The sequence below is a fragment of the Lacrimispora amygdalina genome (assembly GCF_003432035.1).
Lineage (GTDB): Bacteria > Bacillota > Clostridia > Lachnospirales > Lachnospiraceae > Lacrimispora > Lacrimispora amygdalina.
Genome location: NZ_QOHO01000104.1, coordinates 16925 through 33825 on the forward strand (window position 1 = coordinate 16925; position 16901 = coordinate 33825).

The 16901-nt window shown below is 42.3% G+C and carries 15 protein-coding genes; all 15 read right to left on the bottom strand.

Going from position 1 to position 16901, the window contains the following annotated elements; all coding sequences use genetic code 11:
- Positions 1 to 9: 9 nt before the first annotated feature.
- Positions 10 to 1392, bottom strand: a complete 1383-nt coding sequence (locus tag DS742_RS25275) for an ABC transporter substrate-binding protein (protein ID WP_117419700.1) — start codon at positions 1390 to 1392, stop codon at positions 10 to 12.
- Positions 1393 to 1454: 62 nt separating this feature from the next.
- Entirely contained in the window at positions 1455 to 2423 is a 969-nt protein-coding gene (locus DS742_RS25280) for a family 43 glycosylhydrolase (RefSeq protein ID WP_117419701.1), read from the bottom strand.
- A 113-nt stretch (positions 2424 to 2536) separates the two neighbouring features.
- Positions 2537 to 4897, bottom strand: a complete 2361-nt coding sequence (locus tag DS742_RS25285) for an ABC transporter permease (protein WP_117419702.1) — start codon at positions 4895 to 4897, stop codon at positions 2537 to 2539.
- A complete protein-coding gene (locus DS742_RS25290) occupies positions 4881 to 5576 on the bottom strand; it encodes an ABC transporter ATP-binding protein (protein ID WP_117419703.1) in 696 nt (231 codons plus the stop codon). The genes DS742_RS25285 and DS742_RS25290 overlap by 17 nt, the downstream gene beginning before the upstream one ends.
- Before the next feature lie 67 nt (positions 5577 to 5643).
- Entirely contained in the window at positions 5644 to 6867 is a 1224-nt protein-coding gene (locus tag DS742_RS25295; protein WP_117419704.1) for a sensor histidine kinase, read from the bottom strand.
- On the bottom strand, positions 6864 to 7565 hold the full coding sequence (locus DS742_RS25300) for a response regulator transcription factor (RefSeq protein ID WP_117419705.1): 702 nt from the start codon (positions 7563 to 7565) through the stop codon (positions 6864 to 6866). Before DS742_RS25300 ends, DS742_RS25295 begins: the two co-directional genes overlap by 4 nt.
- A gap of 441 nt (positions 7566 to 8006) precedes the next feature.
- Positions 8007 to 9332: a glycoside hydrolase family protein gene (locus DS742_RS29285; RefSeq protein WP_205692807.1), complete on the bottom strand. Its 1326-nt coding sequence runs from the start codon at positions 9330 to 9332 to the stop codon at positions 8007 to 8009.
- 14 nt (positions 9333 to 9346) lie between these two features.
- Positions 9347 to 10033, bottom strand: a complete 687-nt coding sequence (locus DS742_RS25315; RefSeq protein WP_117419706.1) for a LytTR family DNA-binding domain-containing protein — start codon at positions 10031 to 10033, stop codon at positions 9347 to 9349.
- 38 nt (positions 10034 to 10071) lie between these two features.
- Complete coding sequence (locus DS742_RS25320; RefSeq protein WP_170313591.1) at positions 10072 to 12612, bottom strand: SpoIIE family protein phosphatase; 2541 nt, start codon at positions 12610 to 12612, stop codon at positions 10072 to 10074.
- A 13-nt stretch (positions 12613 to 12625) separates the two neighbouring features.
- Positions 12626 to 13708 carry a hypothetical protein gene (locus DS742_RS25325; RefSeq protein ID WP_117419708.1) on the bottom strand — a complete coding sequence of 361 codons (1083 nt, stop codon included), beginning with the start codon at positions 13706 to 13708 and terminating at the stop codon, positions 12626 to 12628.
- Positions 13709 to 13716: 8 nt separating this feature from the next.
- Entirely contained in the window at positions 13717 to 14013 is a 297-nt protein-coding gene (locus DS742_RS25330) for an STAS domain-containing protein (protein WP_117419709.1), read from the bottom strand.
- A 2-nt stretch (positions 14014 to 14015) separates the two neighbouring features.
- Positions 14016 to 14303 carry a hypothetical protein gene (locus tag DS742_RS25335; RefSeq protein ID WP_117419710.1) on the bottom strand — a complete coding sequence of 96 codons (288 nt, stop codon included), beginning with the start codon at positions 14301 to 14303 and terminating at the stop codon, positions 14016 to 14018.
- Between the two features lie 39 nt (positions 14304 to 14342).
- Positions 14343 to 15464 carry a DUF2589 domain-containing protein gene (locus tag DS742_RS25340; RefSeq protein ID WP_117419711.1) on the bottom strand — a complete coding sequence of 374 codons (1122 nt, stop codon included), beginning with the start codon at positions 15462 to 15464 and terminating at the stop codon, positions 14343 to 14345.
- A 36-nt stretch (positions 15465 to 15500) separates the two neighbouring features.
- Positions 15501 to 15776, bottom strand: coding sequence for a hypothetical protein (locus tag DS742_RS25345; RefSeq protein WP_117419712.1), 276 nt, complete (start codon positions 15774 to 15776; stop codon positions 15501 to 15503).
- Positions 15763 to 16629, bottom strand: coding sequence for a DUF2589 domain-containing protein (locus DS742_RS25350; protein WP_117419713.1), 867 nt, complete (start codon positions 16627 to 16629; stop codon positions 15763 to 15765). The genes DS742_RS25345 and DS742_RS25350 overlap by 14 nt, the downstream gene beginning before the upstream one ends.
- Positions 16630 to 16901: the final 272 nt, after the last annotated feature.

Below are 16901 nucleotides of genomic sequence, written 5' to 3' on the forward strand. Positions count from 1 at the left end.
ATATCACAATTACTGTTCCAATTCCAGATATTCCTGTGCTTCCTGTAAAGCCTCATCCACGTCCTTCCCGTCTTCTAAAACCTCGTTAAGGGTCGTTGTACAGAAATAATCATTGATTGCAGGAGTCATTTTCGTTATGCTTAAGGTATTGATTTCTGATTTCACTTCATTTAAAACATCAAACGGATTTGTCTTAAAAAAGCTGATATATTGATTGGAAGAATCTTTCGTTACCGTGTCATCCGTCCATAAGTCGGTATTACATACATCAAATCCAAGCTGTTCCCAAATCTGCCGGCTTCCTTCTGGAGAGCACTTCGCATATGTAATAAAATCTGCTGCCAGTTCCGGATTCGCAGACTGTTTTGTCACTACGGTTCCTGTCCCTCCGATACCTACAGAGCGGTTCTGCCCCTCTTTAAATACCGGCAATGGTGCCAAAGCGATCTTCCCTTTCATTTCGGGCATATAGTTAACAAAGCGGCTCATATACCATAATGCTTTGGGAAAGGAAGCGATATTCCCATCCAGAATATTCTGGAACCCCTCTTCCACATCCACAATTCCGGCCGGTGAGATCATGGCAGTCCCGTCTGTCAGCCAGGCCTGCTGCATGGCAAGCATATTTTTCACGGATTCCAGCTGTACATTCACGGAACCGTCCTTGCCCGCTGCCCAGTCTTCTCCATATTCGGACATTGCTACGGTCAGCCAGTCAACGCCTCCGGTATCCACACTGGTCATCTTCACCTTTCCGTCTGATGCCTCTTTTAATTTCTTTCCGGCTTCCGTGTAATCACCCCATGTCTTGATTTTCGTATAATCAATTCCATACTGATCCAGTATTTCCATATTGTAGTACATGACCGTAGCTCCTACATGGGTGGGCGCGCCATAATAATTGCCATCTTTGGAATAAACATCTAATCTGGAAGGTACCAGATCTTTCTGATATGGTTTAAGCGCATCGTTCAGCGGATAAAGCTGTACATCCCCCTGAAGAAAGTTGGGAAACTGACCGATCTCCACATCACAAAGATCCGGGGCTCCCTGTCCGGTCTGTAATGCCATAATCAGTTTATTATGCATATCGGAAAACGGATAAGTCGTAAAGGTAACCTGTATCTGGCGGTCTGGGTTCTCTTTATTCCATCGTCCCACCATATCCGCATAAAATGTGTTATGCAGCTCAGCAAATGACCACATATTCAAGTGAGTACCGGAATCCGGCCCCACCGTATTCACCACTTCTTTGTTATCTTCCGCAGCAGACTCCTGTGCTTCGGTATCCGCTTTTGCTTTTGGATCTGTTCCTGCTGCAGAACTGCAGCCGGATAACATCATAGCCGCCGTTACGGCACCAGCCAGGAAAACAGTTAATTTACGTTTCATATTGTTTCTCCTTTACATTATATTGAATTAATTTAGTTTTTTCTAAACATTTGGGCAAAAAATTACATACCAAAAGAAAACACCGGATCTCCTTCTTCACTCCACTTCACTTTCAGGATCATGGTGTGCCGGTTTGGATCATACAGAGGGTTTCCATCTATTACGCCATACTCTCTTCCATGATAAATGCAATAATCAGTGACATGATCTTCTGCTTTTACAAAAGAATTATGGCCAGGTCCATAGATGTGCTTCGTTTCATCCGTTACTAAAACAGGCTTCCTGCATTTTTTCCATGCGTGCGGGTCCATTACGTCCCCAGTCTCATCAATGGTTAACATGCCCATGCAGTAATTGCTTCCCGTATCACTGGCAGAGTAGGTCAGGCAGATTCTCCCGCCGTGCTTTAAAACCGCCGGTCCCTCATTCACCCAGAAACCTCTCCGCTCCCAGTCATAATCCGGAGTGGACAAAAGGATATGTTCTCCTGACAACTTCCAGGGCGTCTCCATCTTAGACAGATACAGCTGGGATATCTTTTTTCCAGTGCCCGTTTTCTCTGCCCAGACCATGTAGTATTCCTTTTTATGCTGGAAAACCGTTGCGTCCAGTGAAAAATCCTGAAATGTGAAGAGATCCTCGTCTGATCCCTTCATTCTGCCCAGCTCTCTCCACTGATCCGTGATGGGATCCGGACCTGTACACTGCAGCACATAAGGTCTGATCTTCCACTTATTCTCTGTTTCTCCGGCTGCATAATAGATGTACCAGCAGTCATTTAAGTAATGAATCTCCGGCGCCCATATGTGGCTGCCCTGCTCCCCGTATTCATGTTTGTGCCATATCACATGCTCTGCTGCAGTCTGTAAGCCCTTAACTGTATCTGCGCTGCGCAATATAATTCTGTCATACTCCGGTACTGAGGCTGTAAAATAATAAGTTCCGTCTTCATGCCGGCATATAAATGGATCGGCACGCTGACGTATAAACGGAGTGTTAAACTCGACAACTGATGCATTTGGTCTTTTCATACACTTATTTTTGCTCTCACTTTCTATTTTTGTGTATATTATACAATATAATTCGCCTGAGCTCAAGTATCATTTTAGAAACATATTGATTATTTTTATTAAACCTAAACAAGCTATTGTACACTGATGGTATCTACAATAGACATATTGGAAATACGCTTTGCCGGGCCATGTACGGCTAAAATAACAGACAGGATAACAACAGCAATTATGATGGTTATTTCTGCAAATGGAATATTCCATTGTTCGCCCCAATGAAAAGTCACCAGCTTTGCATATAAAAACTTATTCAGTAATAAACCAACAATAACTCCGCAAAAGCTTCCAGTGACTGCATAGGTTAAAGCCTCCGCAATTATCATTTTTATTAACTGCCGGTTACTCAGGCCAATAGCCCGAAATGCACCGTATTGTTTCATGCGGGCCAAAACGCTCATTGCTATGCTGTTTACTATGTTGAAAATGGTAATTAATGCAATCAGGATCATAAAACCATAGATAAATAATCCAAACGAGTAATAAGAGCCTGTTACACTTCGGTTGCCGGAGCGTTTATCGGAGAAAATGACTTCTGATCCGGCTATTCTATGAATTTCATCTACATCGGACTCTGCTGCATTCTTAGATAACTGCAGATCAATTATCGTATAATCCGTTTGACCGGTCAGTTTACGGAATGTATTCTCAGAACAGATAATGGTTCCGACACCAGGCGCGCTGTTAAAAGGACTTGAAGAAAGTAAACCAGTAATGATAATATCTTGGGAATTATTTCCTATGTGCAGTGTAACTGTATCTCCAGCCTGCGTTGGATTCTGCCGGTCAAAAACAACCAGCCCGGTATTGCCCCCGCGTTCTCCCTCATCTATAAAACCCGCCAATAAATAATTCTTAGCCCACTGAAATTGGTTCTCCTCATAAGAGATCAGATCAACCATTTTCTCTTTCCCATTTACTGAAACAGGCACGTTGTATGCAAACATACGTCCATATGCCCGCTTAACCACTGGATTTTTCCGGACTTTTTCTAATAAGGTGCTGCTGATGGAACAGCTGTTGTCAGGGCTTATAATGGATAAGTCCGGTGTCCACGGTTTTAAGGGAGTGAGCGTATGGTGCATAAAATCAATCGTAACCGAAAACGCAAGAAACAGAATGATGCTGAGAGAAAAAGACGCTGCCATCAAAACAAAATTCTTTTTACTTGATTTTGCGTGATGGATACCAAGTGACGTTTCTATTTTAATAAACGGGATTCGGATGGCACTGTGCACAGGGCATAAATCATTTGCATTTCCCGATACGGCAGCTAACGGAGAAACTCCCGCTGCTCTTTTTGCAGGGGAACGGGCAGCCAGAAGAACTGTCAGGACACCCACACAGATGCCGGCAAAGATGCCTGGCAGGCTTATTCCAAAAACAGGCATTCCTGCAAAATACTCCGGACTGAGATAACGCAACATCGCACATAAAAACCAGATTACAACCATCCCCATTGAAATGCCCAGCAAAATACCAGGCTTACACCAGCCAAGAGCTTCCTTTATAACTAATCGCATAACCTGCTTTGGAGTCGCTCCGATACAACGCAACATGCCAAAAAATTCCGTACGCTGGGCAACATCACTGTTTAAGCTGCTTGCAATCATCATGATACCAGCAAGTAATACCAGTAAAAACAAAACAGCAGCTGAACCATATATCTGCAGCATGAAGGAATTACCGCTTTGACCAAGTAAGCCCAGTAGTTTTGTATTTTCAGAGATCTGCTTATCCGATAATCCAAACTGAGATTTTATATCATTGATCGTTTTTTTTATATTGCAATGTGTGGAGAACTGTACGTAATAGATACTATTGTAATCGGCAGGCTCCCCATCTGTAACTCCAGGATATATGGAACGGAATTCATTGGTTGTCAAAAAAATTCCGTAGGAATCTTCTTCCATTGTTTTGGCTGCATTTTTTAAAAATCCGGAAACAGTAAATTGCAGACTTGTTCCAGCAGGTGTATCTACTGTAATCTGATCCCCAATCTGCAGCCCCAGCATAGTCTTTGCACTTTTCGTTATCATGGCCTCATTGTCCTTTTGAGGAAACACGCCTTCCTCAATGAAACCGGACTGCATTTGCGTAGTCCAGCTTTCTTCACTTCCGCAAATGATGGCATTCTTGCCCGATAACGTATAACCCTGATCACCGCCATAATTGAGAACACCATACCAGGAAGAAGCGATTACCTCCGGACGCGCAGAAATCAGCTTTGCCTCATCTTCACTTATACTCTTGAAAGCTGCATGCCAATTACCATCCTCTTTATGTGCCTGCATGATTTGACTGCGTATAAACATATCTGCCATACCAAAAATAACCGCAACTAAAAAGACAGACAACACAATACAAAATACAGACATTCTCTTTTGCCTTTTATGGACCCTGGACGAAATAGTGACAAGGTCAAGATAACTTTTCATTTTTTCTTCCTCCCCAGTCCGTAAGTACACCATCCGACACACGCAGCACACGGTCGGCAGAGACAGTCAGATTATTATTATGAGTAATCATTAAAATAGTCTGTTGATAAAGACGTGATGCCTTTACCAGCAAATCTACCACATCCTGGCTGTTTTTACTGTCTAAATTTCCAGTCGGCTCATCAGCAAGTATTAATTTCGGTCTTGTGATAAGCGCCCGTCCAATGGCTACCCTCTGCTGCTGCCCGCCGGATAACTGATTTGGCAGGTGATGACGGCGTTCTTTTAGTCCTAAGACCTCCAGAATTTCATTCACTGCCGATAGTTCCGGTTTCCGGTAATCCAGCAGAATTGGAAACATGATATTTTCCTCTACATTCAATTCCGCAATCAGCTGAAACGATTGAAATACAAAGCCAATATTACGCCTCCTGAAAATAGTACGCTGTTCTTCCTTCATGGAAAACAGATCTTTTCCTGCTATGCAGATGTGCCCGGAGGTAGGGGTATCCAAGGCTCCAAGGCAATTTAGCAACGTACTTTTACCTGAACCGGATTCTCCGACCACCGCTGCAAATTCTCCCTGTTCTAATGTAAAAGAAACATCTTTTAAGGCATTTACCTGATTTTCACCTTTCCCGTAAACTTTTGTTAAATGCTGTACGTTTAATATTTCCATTTAAATACCACCTTTCCCGTAAAGGATAACAGGCACGCCTTACAATCCAGTGAATAACAGCTTACATTTACGTAAGGAATGAAAGGGTAAATACCGTTCCTTCCTGCAAAGAACTTTGAACAGAGATCATACCGCCCTGCCCCTCAACAATGGATTTCGTCAGTGACAGACCAAGGCCCGCGCCCTGTGTATCCAAAGATTTTTTACTGCGGTAAAAGCGTTTGAAAATATGATGTAAATCCTCTGCGGGAATTCCTGTGCCATTATCGGATATAGAAATACGGATCATTACAGGAGTCTTCTTCCACGAAATATGTATCTCACCTCCAAAATGAGTATGATCCAAAGCATTTTTAACGATATTACCAATTGCTTCGCTGGTCCACTGCTTATCACAAACGAAAGCCGTTTCTGATGATTTGTCTATCATAATTTCTTTTCCCTCAAGCGCAGCCCGTGTAGTCAATTCACCAATGGCGCGGGAAACTAAATCTGATACACTGCAGCTTTCCTTTTCAAAGACAATACTGCCGGCATCCAGACGAGTGATTTTTAGCATGGATAGAATCAGCTGTTCCATACGTTTCAGCGCCAACCCTGTCTTTTCGGAATATTCTTTTACTGTTTCAATATTGTCCGGTTCATCGGAAATGATTTCGTAATACATGGTGAGAGCAGCGAGCGGAGTTTTAAGCTGATGTGATATATCTGAGATTGTATTCTTTAAAAACTCTTTTGTTTTATTCCCTGTTTCATTTTTAGATTGTAATATCATGGAAAGCTGCTCTACAGAAGCGAAAAGATGATAGATCGTCCCCTCATTCATTTGCGGCATATGGCAGGAAAAATTCCCCTCAGTAAAGCAGTTAATCACCTCAATCGCCTGCAGATAGAGGTGTTCCCTTATCCATAGGAATTTATATATACCACTTAAAAGCAATATAGACAGAAGTCCTCCTATTATGAGCATAGAATACCCTGATACATGTTGAAATTCAGCAATAAAAGGAAGAAACCTTATAGCGGTATGTTTTGTTACACCAATTTTATAAAGAAAATCCATTCCATCCCGGCTGGCTGCCGAACTGGTGATGGCTTTCGCAATCACATCTTTTGAAACCCCCTGCTCCAGAAGAGAAGTAACAACCGCATTATCATGAGATAAAAATAAGTTCTGTACGATTTTTCCCTGTGCTTCATGCAATCCCACACTGCACGCAATAACCAGAAAGAGGAAAAAAAGAAGAAATATGCCGAAATCTCTGACCTGTTTATCACGAAAGATATTCATACAGATACCTCATTCCATTGATAACCGAATCCCCGAACCGTTATCAAATGATCGGGTTTGGATGGGTCAGCTTCAATTTTCTCACGAAGCCGCCTTACATAAACAGATAAAGTATTATCGTCTACAAAATCACCTGTACTGTCCCATAATTCATCTAAAATACTGCTGCGTGTTGTTACCCGGCCGGCATTTCTCACAAGCAGGCAAAGAAGACGGTATTCTGCACTTGTTAAATCCAGCGTTCTACCTCTCAATTGTACACGGCTTCCCAACAGATCTATCCATATATCACCACGTTCAATTACGGTATGATTGTTATTATTGGTATTTCCGGTCCGACGAAGCAGTGCACGAATTCTGGAACACAATTCTCCTAACTTAAACGGCTTTGTCACATAATCATCACCGCCGCTGTCCAGCCCTCTGATGATATTAACTTCTTCATCAGATGCAGTTAAAAATATAATCGGTATCTGATTCCCCTGTTTCCTTACTTTTTCACAGACTTCAAAGCCTGTTCCATCGGGTAAAGTCACATCAAGAATTAATAAATCATATGTGTTAATTTGAGGAAGATGGCTCAGTGCTTCTTTCATCGTACGTACAAGGTCGACTTCAAATCCATTACGTTTTAATGTGTATTTCAAGCCGTCCACTAAACTGATATCATCTTCTAAGAGTAAAATTCTGTTGCTCATTCTCTAACCTCCAAGTACCACAACGGTTTTTTCATACTGGTTCCAGTATTAGTTATACCTTATGTTACCTGATGTTTCAACATGGAATGGGTATTATGCAAGATTATGAATAAACGGGGATACGTATTTTAAGTAGAAAATACTGTTTTCATAGGAATAAATCAATTTCGGATCAAATGTGATTGACACATACTCGCAATCCATATTTTCATACATGCGACTTCAATCTCGTGATGCCAGTACCAGAGAAATGAATTTGTGTTATGTTTTGATATCCTTTCATTACTAATCAGTAATGAAAACTAAAAATCCCCATGTACCTTTACTTCCTTCTGATATTCATTGGTTAAAATCTGCATATGCGTACCCCCTGGAAAGGTAAAACGTATTATTATAGATTCATTATCTCCCAGGGAACTGGTGATAACAACTTGCTAATTATCATACCTTTAAAAATAATTCTCTTTCTTCATTTCTACGTCTGGTAAGCCCTTCAAGCACCTTTCCCCCGCCCTTATTATAAGCAGGAAATTTGTCTGCAACCTCCATGGCATTCCTTCCGGAGACGAGATTCTTAAGATTGCCCGGACCGCAGTTATAGGTAAAAGAGGTCAAAGCGTCAAATTGATTCTGATTCAATGAAAAGGAAATAATCCCATTCTTCTTATAAGCATTGACATAATCAGCATATTTTTCAGCATCAGTCTGCAGCATCCCGATTGCCTGCTGCTGTGTGATTCTCTGCCCGGACTGTACACCTTCTGTATGTCCATATCCAATTGTCCAAACTCCAGCCGGACATTTGTATGCCTCCAGACGACAGCCCTCATATTTTGCAATCAATTGAATTCCCGCGTCAGATATACAGAAGGATTTATTAACTGACGGTGCCGTAAGAACCGCTTCCCTGTGATTTTCTTCCTTTTCCGCTTCCTGCTTTATGAGGTATTTCACATTTACCGGACTGCAGATTGATTTACTTCCGCTTTCATTTTTGTCTATCACAACTCTGTCATTTTTTACTGATGCCACAATCCAGGTGTCTGTTTTTACCCAGTCCGGCATTGTCTTGTCATTATAGTATACTGCTTCACTCATAATCTTTACATGATCACCGGGCCGTATTTCTGCAAGACCTGTTCCCGTATCGGCTGCGGGCTGTTCGGTTCCTTTCTGAACTTCTTCCTCCACTGATATCCCTTCCTTCATTGCATGTTCTACTTCTGCCCGAAACGTATCCATCGTAAACCCTGTATTAAGCTGATTCCAGATATGTTCCGGGTCACCGTGACCGGAGGCCAAACCCCGGTCATGTCCTTCCTTATGACTGATTATAATCCCATCCTGTAGTGGATTTAAATTATACTGCTTACAGAGAAAGGCGAATAACTCTACGGCTGCATGATAAGTTCTGCTCACTACTTCCCTGGCAGCGTCGGGATTGGAACAGATAAAAGCAGCTCCGCCGGTATAACGGATGCAGGATGGTTCGCACATTTCAACTCCGATATGGGTATTATTCGCCTCACCACCGCAGTGCCATGCTCTGTAATCCCAGGGCAGTGTCTGAAATACTTCTCCTGTATTTCCGTCAATAAATCCATGTACACAGGCCCTTGCAGCAGACGGACTGTTCCATTGCACCACAAAGCTGCCGGCTGATGGCTGCGGACACCCGACGCTATGCAGCATCAATCCTTTCACCTTTATTTTTTTGCCTGCATGAAAGCAGGGATGCCTGTCCAGATAACATTGTTTCATATTCATGAAATAACCTCCTTTTATTGTGCTACCAGCTGATTTCTGATCTCTATAAATTTTTTCTCCGGTATCAGCATGGAATCTCCATTATCCATCTCCACATAACACCTACCTATCCGGATCACATGATCTTTATGTATGATAAAACCTTTATGAATGCGGACAAAACTATGGGACAGAATCGTTTCTGCATTTTTTAATGACCCTACCGATTCAATCACCCCGTCCCTGCAGTGCCAGTATACATGATTGTGATTAGATTCCAGGTAAATTAAGTCCTTCTCTCTTACATGATATAATCTTTCATCTAATCCTTTAATCCAGTGACAGTAATTTTCAGGTAACCACTGGGAAAGATGCAGATATTTAATTTTGATACCGCTATCTTCCATCACAAATAAAAGAGTGATATTATGCAGAATTCTGTCTTTCCCGACTGCATAGTAACTTCCAATTACCAAAGAAACCTGCTGTGTGATTAAAATGGTGTAATATTCCACATGTACAATAGAAACCTTTTGTTTTCCTAAAAATCTGATATACTCATCAAAATCCTGTTTTGATGACAAACTCACTCTTTCATAATCCGCCGTAATCCATCTCATATTCGCACTGGAATACTTTGAAACATGTTCTATATCACCTAAATAAAGGGATTGAACAACATGCCTTGCCAGCCTTTCTAATTTCTTTTTCACTTCAATCATCTTTTCTCCCCAAGTGAATGAAACCCCTCTTTATGACCTTATGCGATCTTCATCAAAAGCAAACGGTTTTTCCCCGCTATAAACTCATACACAAGGGAATCCATACTTTTTTTCACAATATAGATTCCGTATCCGCCCGCTTTTTTCCTTTCCAATTCATCTGTTACATCAGGATCCGGTTTTTCCAAAGGGTTAAATGGGATTCCATCGTCTTCAAAAAAAAGTTTTATCTTTCCATCTGCAGCCTTACAGGCAATGGTTACCTCCTTTGCTTTACTATAACGGCAAATATTAGAAAAAATTTCATCTACAGCTATCATAATTTTAATAAAAGACACCTGCCGGACCGCTTGTTCTTTCAGAATACTCTCTACAAAATCCTCGATTTCCGCCATACGTGAGAGATCTGCTAATCCGTGATTTTTCTGATAACCGTCTCCTTTGTAACAAAGTGCAAGCATTGTAATATCATCAAACTGCTCTGCTTTCCCTTTAAATGCCTGCACATCCTCCCAGACTGCCGAAATCTGATCTCCTGGAGGAAATTCACCCCATTTCTCCAGTCTGCTTTTCAGCCGTATTTCTCCATATAATTCATTTCCGGTGTCATGAGCCTCAGTCACTCCGTCTGTATACAAAAACACCTGGTCCCCAGGTATTAACTTCAGCTTTGCCTGGTCATATGTCAATCCATCCATGCCTGCAAGAACAAAACCGGTCCGCTGGTCTAACCAGGAAAATTCTCCTCTTCCGCCCGTCTTTATTAACGGCGGATTGTGCCCTGCATTGACATACACCAGATCTCCTGTTGACAAAGTAAGAATTCCCAGCCATGCTGTTACAAACATACCGTCTCTGTTATTCTCATAAAGACTTTTATTGGTATCTGTAAATACCTTTGCAGGGTCCGGTTCAACCTTCATGCGGCTTCGTATCAATGTTTTTGCCACCACCATGAACAATGCCGCCGGTACTCCTTTACCAGATACATCAGCCACCATAAAAACAAGATGATCTTCATCTGTGAGAAAAAAATCGTAAAAATCTCCGCCCACCTCTCTTGCAGGTGTCATCTGAGCCCATAGTTCAAATTCCGCCCTTCCAGGGAACGCATCCTGTGACAATGGGAGCATATCTGCCTGCAGTCTGGAGGCGACAGTAAGCTCTGTCCTGATTCTCTCCTTCTCTGCAGTAATCTCTGAAAGATTTGAAATATAATTTTTAATCTGTGATGTCATGGAATTAAAGGCTTCCCCAAGATCCTCAATCTCGTCTCCCGTTCTTATCTGTATCCGGTGTTCTAAATCTCCTTTTCCAATGGTCTTTACCTCATCAGTGAGCCTTCGGATTGGATCAGTTATCCTGTCTGCATATACCGCTCCTAAAATGCTTATGATGACTGCTGCGCATATCGTAATTAATAAAAAAGATACCAGCATTCTTCCAATTGCCGCATCCTGATTATCGCCCACTGCATCCGCCAGCGTTATAATCACCCGATGGCTCTCCTGTGCCGGTGCAATCACTTCTGCTACATCTATAACTGTTGCAAAGCTCCAGCCCAGTTCTTTTAATGGAGCATATGCAAGATAAACATCTTTTCCATCAATTGTCACCCTTTCGATTCCAGCTTGTCCTGCTGTCATATTCCGGCAAATATCAGACAGTGGTTTATTTTTGCTTTCCAGTAAATTCAGATAGCTTTTCGCAGCAGTTTCCCCTTCCTTTTGGGGAGAAACCATAATCTGCCCATTTTTATTCACCAGAAATGCATAACCGTTTTCTCCCACCGCTGTCTTTAAAACTCCATGATACACAGTATCCAGATAGGAACCTGCTCCGGCTACAGCCACCACTTTTCCCTTATGATAAACGGGTTGTGCACATACGATACAATCTCCCCCTCCATGCACATCTGCAATAACATCGGAATATACAATCTCTCCCTGCTTCGCTTTGAGTGCCCTCTGATACCACTGTCTGGTTTCCGCCTCATAAAAGACCGGTTCCTTTTCCTGATGGTTGAATTTACTATAGGCAATGGAATCCGCCTGAATCAGCCAGCCCGACCCAGTTGCGACGTAAGCAGATGACACCATCTCATTGTTTGCATTATACTGAATCAGTAAATCCTGAATATTGCCAAGCTTTAACAGTTCCTGGTTCTGCCAGGCGGCCTCCTTCTGCTTCCATGATTTCAGCAGCTGAGCGGATAATCCCCTGCATCCCGGCTGGGGCGGCAGAACAATTCTGTCCGGGTAATTCTGAGGGTTTTCATAAATCTCTTCTGCCATGGAAGCAATTCCATGTACATAGGCAGCCACTTCCGTAAAGGATTTCCCGATATATGCCGCTTTTTCTTTTGCAATATTCTGCAGCTGCTCTCCAGCTATTTTCTCCAGAGCATCCTGTGCATCCTCTGCAGCCTTTTTTCCCAATTCCCGGTTGGTATCCATGGAAATCCTTTTCATGGAAAACAGGCTCCAGACACTGACAATGCCGTGGAGAAACATAGTGAGAAATACTGCAGACAGCAAAAATCCGGTTATGGTTTTGCCGATCTTTTTTCTCTTTTTCATTTGATCTCCTGTTTCATCCGTCCTTTCCCAGACCAAAAACCATATTCTGTGACCGCTCATAGCAGTATTTGACATACAAAAGCAAAGACGCAAATTCACTGCTGACCATGTAATCGTCAAAATAGATCTGCACTTTTCCCGGATTATGGAGTACCATATACTCCTTTTCACTGCATAAAGGCTTAAGTCCTGTAAAAAAATATCCCATTTTTTTTAATATTTCATATGCTTTCACAGCATGGCAGTCGTTACAGTTTAAAAACAGGCTGGCGGTCTGTTTCCTGCACAAAGGAAACTGCCTGTGCAGGTTTAAAAGACGCTTTTTAAAATCTCTGCCAACTAAAAGTACTCTGATTTCAAGATTACTTTGGACAGCATCATTGGAAAAAGTCATGTCACTATAATCCGGCATGTCAGACTCCCCCCATTCAGAAATCATTTTCTCCTCATGAAAGCTGTAATTCACTCCAAGGCTCTCATAGACCATTCCTGCAAATTTCTGATGTTCAACAGGCAGATAAAGCGTTCCTGCATCCCGTTTATCCAGTGCCATGATCTGAATTGCCTGTGAATGCTTGGTGTTCCTTCCATTCTTATAGGAATGGATTATTTTATCCAGATCAAAGACATTCAGTATGAAGCCGGCTGCCCGGAGCCCCGACCGGTACAGGAGCACCTGTGTAATGTGGTGAAATGTTACCGGAAGACAGTAAGCCGCTGAATAATTCCGTGCTTTTAACAGTTCCAGCCCATACTGGAAGAAAGGCAGTGCAAGTCCATAACCGCGGTACTTTTTACGAAATATCTGGGAAGCAATCTCACACATGGACTCTTCCGGATAAAACTGTTTTAAAATCATCATTCCTGCGATTTCTTTATCTTCCGTTTGTGCAGCCAGAAATTTGATATGGTGATTGTCAGACTCACTTTTTATGTACTCCGGATCATAAAAGTCTCTTTTGAAATAGGTTTCTCCATATTCATCACGGATACAGGCAATCATTCCCTCCTCATCCCCTTTACGGTATTCTCTGAGTAACACCAAAAGCGTATCTCCGTTTTTATTCTTTAATTTAACTTTTCTTTCTTTTACCATAACGACCCCTACTGGATATTTAAGATTTCCGTAAAGCCGGTTATCTTAAACACTTCCATGACTCCACTGTTTACGTTTCGGACAACCATACTGCCCTGTTTGTTCATCTTTTTTGCTGCACCAAGCAGAATACGCAATCCGGCAGAAGAAATGTATTCTAACTTTTCCATGTCAATCTGTAAACCGGTAATACCAGACGTCTTTTCCTCAATTACTGCTTCAAACTGAGGGGCAGTTGTGGTATCAAGTCTGCCTTCCAGTTGAAGCAGCAGGTTTTCTTTCTCTCTGTTCTCATATATTTTCATATTCAAAGCCCGCTTTCCTGATTTTCTTCCCACGATGGTTTTCTCGTGAATCCTACATGATAGGTTACCTTTTCCATTGTTAATTCGTGCTCTCCCACCAGATAACGTCCTATGGTAACATCCTTCCCAATAATCGTTCCCTTCGGATAATCATTCAAACAGCGGTTAAGAACCGCAATCTGTGCTGCCCTGGATTGATCCGAAAGGGGATTATTAGGATTGACACTTCCGACAGGAACCATTTTTACATAATGGATATCCGTGAGAGCAGTTTTTTCATCCTGCTTCATGCTTCAGCTCCTATTGATATGTCTTGAGATACGATTAAATTAAGGCTGTTGCGCCGGCAGCTGTTTTCCGGCAATGGCATCGCTGTATTCTGCTTTTTTGTCAAACAGCTCTGTCTCCAGTCTGCTCACATTGCCCTGAGCTTCGACGGCCGCCTTTTGCACAGCAGCCAGCTGCTTGTAATAAAGCTCTGTTTCCTGGTATTTATCTGCCTTGTCGTCATTTAATTCTTTCAGTCCAAACAATTCAGATACTGTAGTTCCGTCTGAAGTTTCTCCGCTGTCCGCCAGCATTTTAATTAAATCACCAGCCTGATTCTGGAGATTATTCCAGGGAGCACTTATCTCGCTCATTACCTGGCTGTAAGCGTCAGATTTTTCCTGGTCTGCTTCATTTGTTTCATCCAGACCGCTTAACTTCTTGGATAAGGCTGCCTGATATGTATTTAGCTGAGAAATGGCAACTTTCTTCAATCGGGCAACATTGCCATCAAACGTATCCCTGGCAGCGGAAAGCCGTGTCTCAATCTGGGAAATATCGTGGCGCAGAGCCTTTAACCGTTCTGCTCGGATTTTTGCACTCTCGCTTAAATCCTGTCCGTTTCCATCCTTTAAAGAGCTTCCAACCAGAGATGGAGCGACATTTGCAGCCATCATATCAAGGACTCTTGCAAGACCTTCCGGAGTGCCATGATTGGTGGCGCGCACATCTACATGATACTTCGCAGAATTATCTGAACTTCTTGTATTGGAACTGTGGGCACTGACGCTGCCGGTAACGGATATTTTGATAAAACCAATACGCGCAGAACCGGTCAATGACGCTCCCATGTCAAATGATGTATCCTTTTTCTCACTCTGCTTAACTTCCATATCGAACAGGACATTCACCTCGTCGATCTGCAAATTGGGGATGGGAACAATGGCCAGCATAGGCACGTCCACCTTCATCTCATCCAGATTGCTGGTACCATCCTCATTCACGCTGCGCTTCTGGTACATGAAAGCCACATTCCGTACTTTTCCGGTGGAATCAAAACCTACCCGGTTGATAAAATCTGCCGTAGAATTTGCCAGTGATGTACTGGCATCTGCTGCAGCTGCAAGAGGGGCACCGATTAATTTGTCCATCTCCAGACCTGCAAATTGTTCTGCAATCGCCATAAAAATACCTTCTTTCTTTTGGTTTATGAATCTTTTCTATGCTTTATCAAAACCATGTGTCATACACCTCACCAATTTTTCCAGTAATGAAAGAAGTTTTTGTAGAATTGTCTGTTTCCTTGGAACAGGTCCCGCTATCTCTCCAATTGCAATGTACTCCACCCACAAAATCTCTTTCTGTGATAAATCAAAACAATTGTTTTCAAATATGAAACGGAAATTTAATTCTTCCGGCAGATTCATGAAATACTGTTCCAGATCTCTTCTGGCGTTCTTAGCTTCTTCCTGTGGTTTTTTTTTATTTGTAATCATTTTCCAGTCCAAAATTGATTTCGCTGCTCATAATCTGTTCCTGGTATTCCATAATGCGGTTTGCAATATTGGACTGTGCCATAAGAAATTTATCCCGGTCAAACTCATAGGGACTTTCATCAAATGCTGCCCTGCTTACCTGCTGCAGCTTTTCCTGTTCCGCAATCATATCTGTTATCTTTTGATACAGCAGCTTTAATTTCTTCACCTTGGCCTTCCGTTCGTTAACCTGCTGCCGCATCATCTTATGAGTGTCAGAACCTAAGCCTCCATCAATGGTAACCGGTGTGTTATCCAGCTGTCTGGCTACCTGGTTTGCACTTAGCAAATCAATCAGCCGCATAATTCCTTCCGTAGCCGGTATGGAAGCCACCTGCATTTTAAAAGATACTCTTGGCAGAAAATCACTGTCACGCTGTTCCGGTGAGCAGATTCGGGCATTGATGTTGCATTTTCCTTCATTTTCATTTACAACACTGATTTCTGCGGAAAATCCAATTTCTGCTTTCTCCACATTTAAATTTGTAACCGGAATAATTGACATAAGCGGTACCTGAAGCTGAAGCTTGTCCACACTGCATCCTTCTTCTGCTTCCGGCCTGATTTGATCATAGGCGAGATTAATACAGTCCAGATGGATAATTTCCTCCTGACCGCTCTGTCTGATGGTCGCCATACCCTTAATTGCTTCCACCACATGAGTCTTCAACTGTTCATTCGACTTTGCCAGTGCATGAAGCGGCGCATATACAAGATCATTCAGGGATATGAAATCGCTGTCCCTGTATCCTCTTTTTCCCTTACCCTCTGCTGGCGGTGACGTTTTCGTCTTCGAGCCTGCTTCCTCAGCCATGTTTTGCTTTCTCCTTTCTCGTACGACGGTTTTGATAGCTTTAAAATACCCTGTTTTATTTTCATTTTCAGCAGAATTGGATATAGAACGGATAAAGCGGGACAAAAAACCATTCTCTTTCCAGAACTCATTAAATTGGGTTTATATCCCTTTTTCTGCGTCATATGTCTGGATTAATTGAAATCTGTTTTCGTTCTTTTTATATTGAAAACAGAAAAACAAGCTTGTTTTCAAAAATAAAATCAGGAGGTATTAGTGTGAAAGAAAGTAGA

Bases quoted from the DNA above. Each gene is read 5' to 3' on its own strand.
- DS742_RS25330 (WP_117419709.1), bottom strand. From the start codon at position 14,013: ATGAAAATATATGAGAACAGAGAGAAAGAAAACCTGCTGCTTCAACTG.
- DS742_RS25350 (WP_117419713.1), bottom strand. From the start codon at position 16,629: ATGGCTGAGGAAGCAGGCTCGAAGACGAAAACGTCACCGCCAGCAGAG.
- DS742_RS25315 (WP_117419706.1), bottom strand. From the start codon at position 10,033: ATGATTGAAGTGAAAAAGAAATTAGAAAGGCTGGCAAGGCATGTTGTT.
- DS742_RS25285 (WP_117419702.1), bottom strand. From the start codon at position 4,897: ATGAAAAGTTATCTTGACCTTGTCACTATTTCGTCCAGGGTCCATAAA.
- DS742_RS25275 (WP_117419700.1), bottom strand. From the start codon at position 1,392: ATGAAACGTAAATTAACTGTTTTCCTGGCTGGTGCCGTAACGGCGGCT.
- DS742_RS25290 (WP_117419703.1), bottom strand. From the start codon at position 5,576: ATGGAAATATTAAACGTACAGCATTTAACAAAAGTTTACGGGAAAGGT.
- DS742_RS25300 (WP_117419705.1), bottom strand. From the start codon at position 7,565: ATGAGCAACAGAATTTTACTCTTAGAAGATGATATCAGTTTAGTGGAC.
- DS742_RS25335 (WP_117419710.1), bottom strand. From the start codon at position 14,303: ATGAAGCAGGATGAAAAAACTGCTCTCACGGATATCCATTATGTAAAA.
- DS742_RS25320 (WP_170313591.1), bottom strand. From the start codon at position 12,612: ATGAAAAAGAGAAAAAAGATCGGCAAAACCATAACCGGATTTTTGCTG.
- DS742_RS25345 (WP_117419712.1), bottom strand. From the start codon at position 15,776: ATGATTACAAATAAAAAAAAACCACAGGAAGAAGCTAAGAACGCCAGA.
- DS742_RS25280 (WP_117419701.1), bottom strand. From the start codon at position 2,423: ATGAAAAGACCAAATGCATCAGTTGTCGAGTTTAACACTCCGTTTATA.
- DS742_RS25295 (WP_117419704.1), bottom strand. From the start codon at position 6,867: ATGAATATCTTTCGTGATAAACAGGTCAGAGATTTCGGCATATTTCTT.
- DS742_RS25325 (WP_117419708.1), bottom strand. From the start codon at position 13,708: ATGGTAAAAGAAAGAAAAGTTAAATTAAAGAATAAAAACGGAGATACG.
- DS742_RS29285 (WP_205692807.1), bottom strand. From the start codon at position 9,332: ATGAATATGAAACAATGTTATCTGGACAGGCATCCCTGCTTTCATGCA.
- DS742_RS25340 (WP_117419711.1), bottom strand. From the start codon at position 15,464: ATGGCGATTGCAGAACAATTTGCAGGTCTGGAGATGGACAAATTAATC.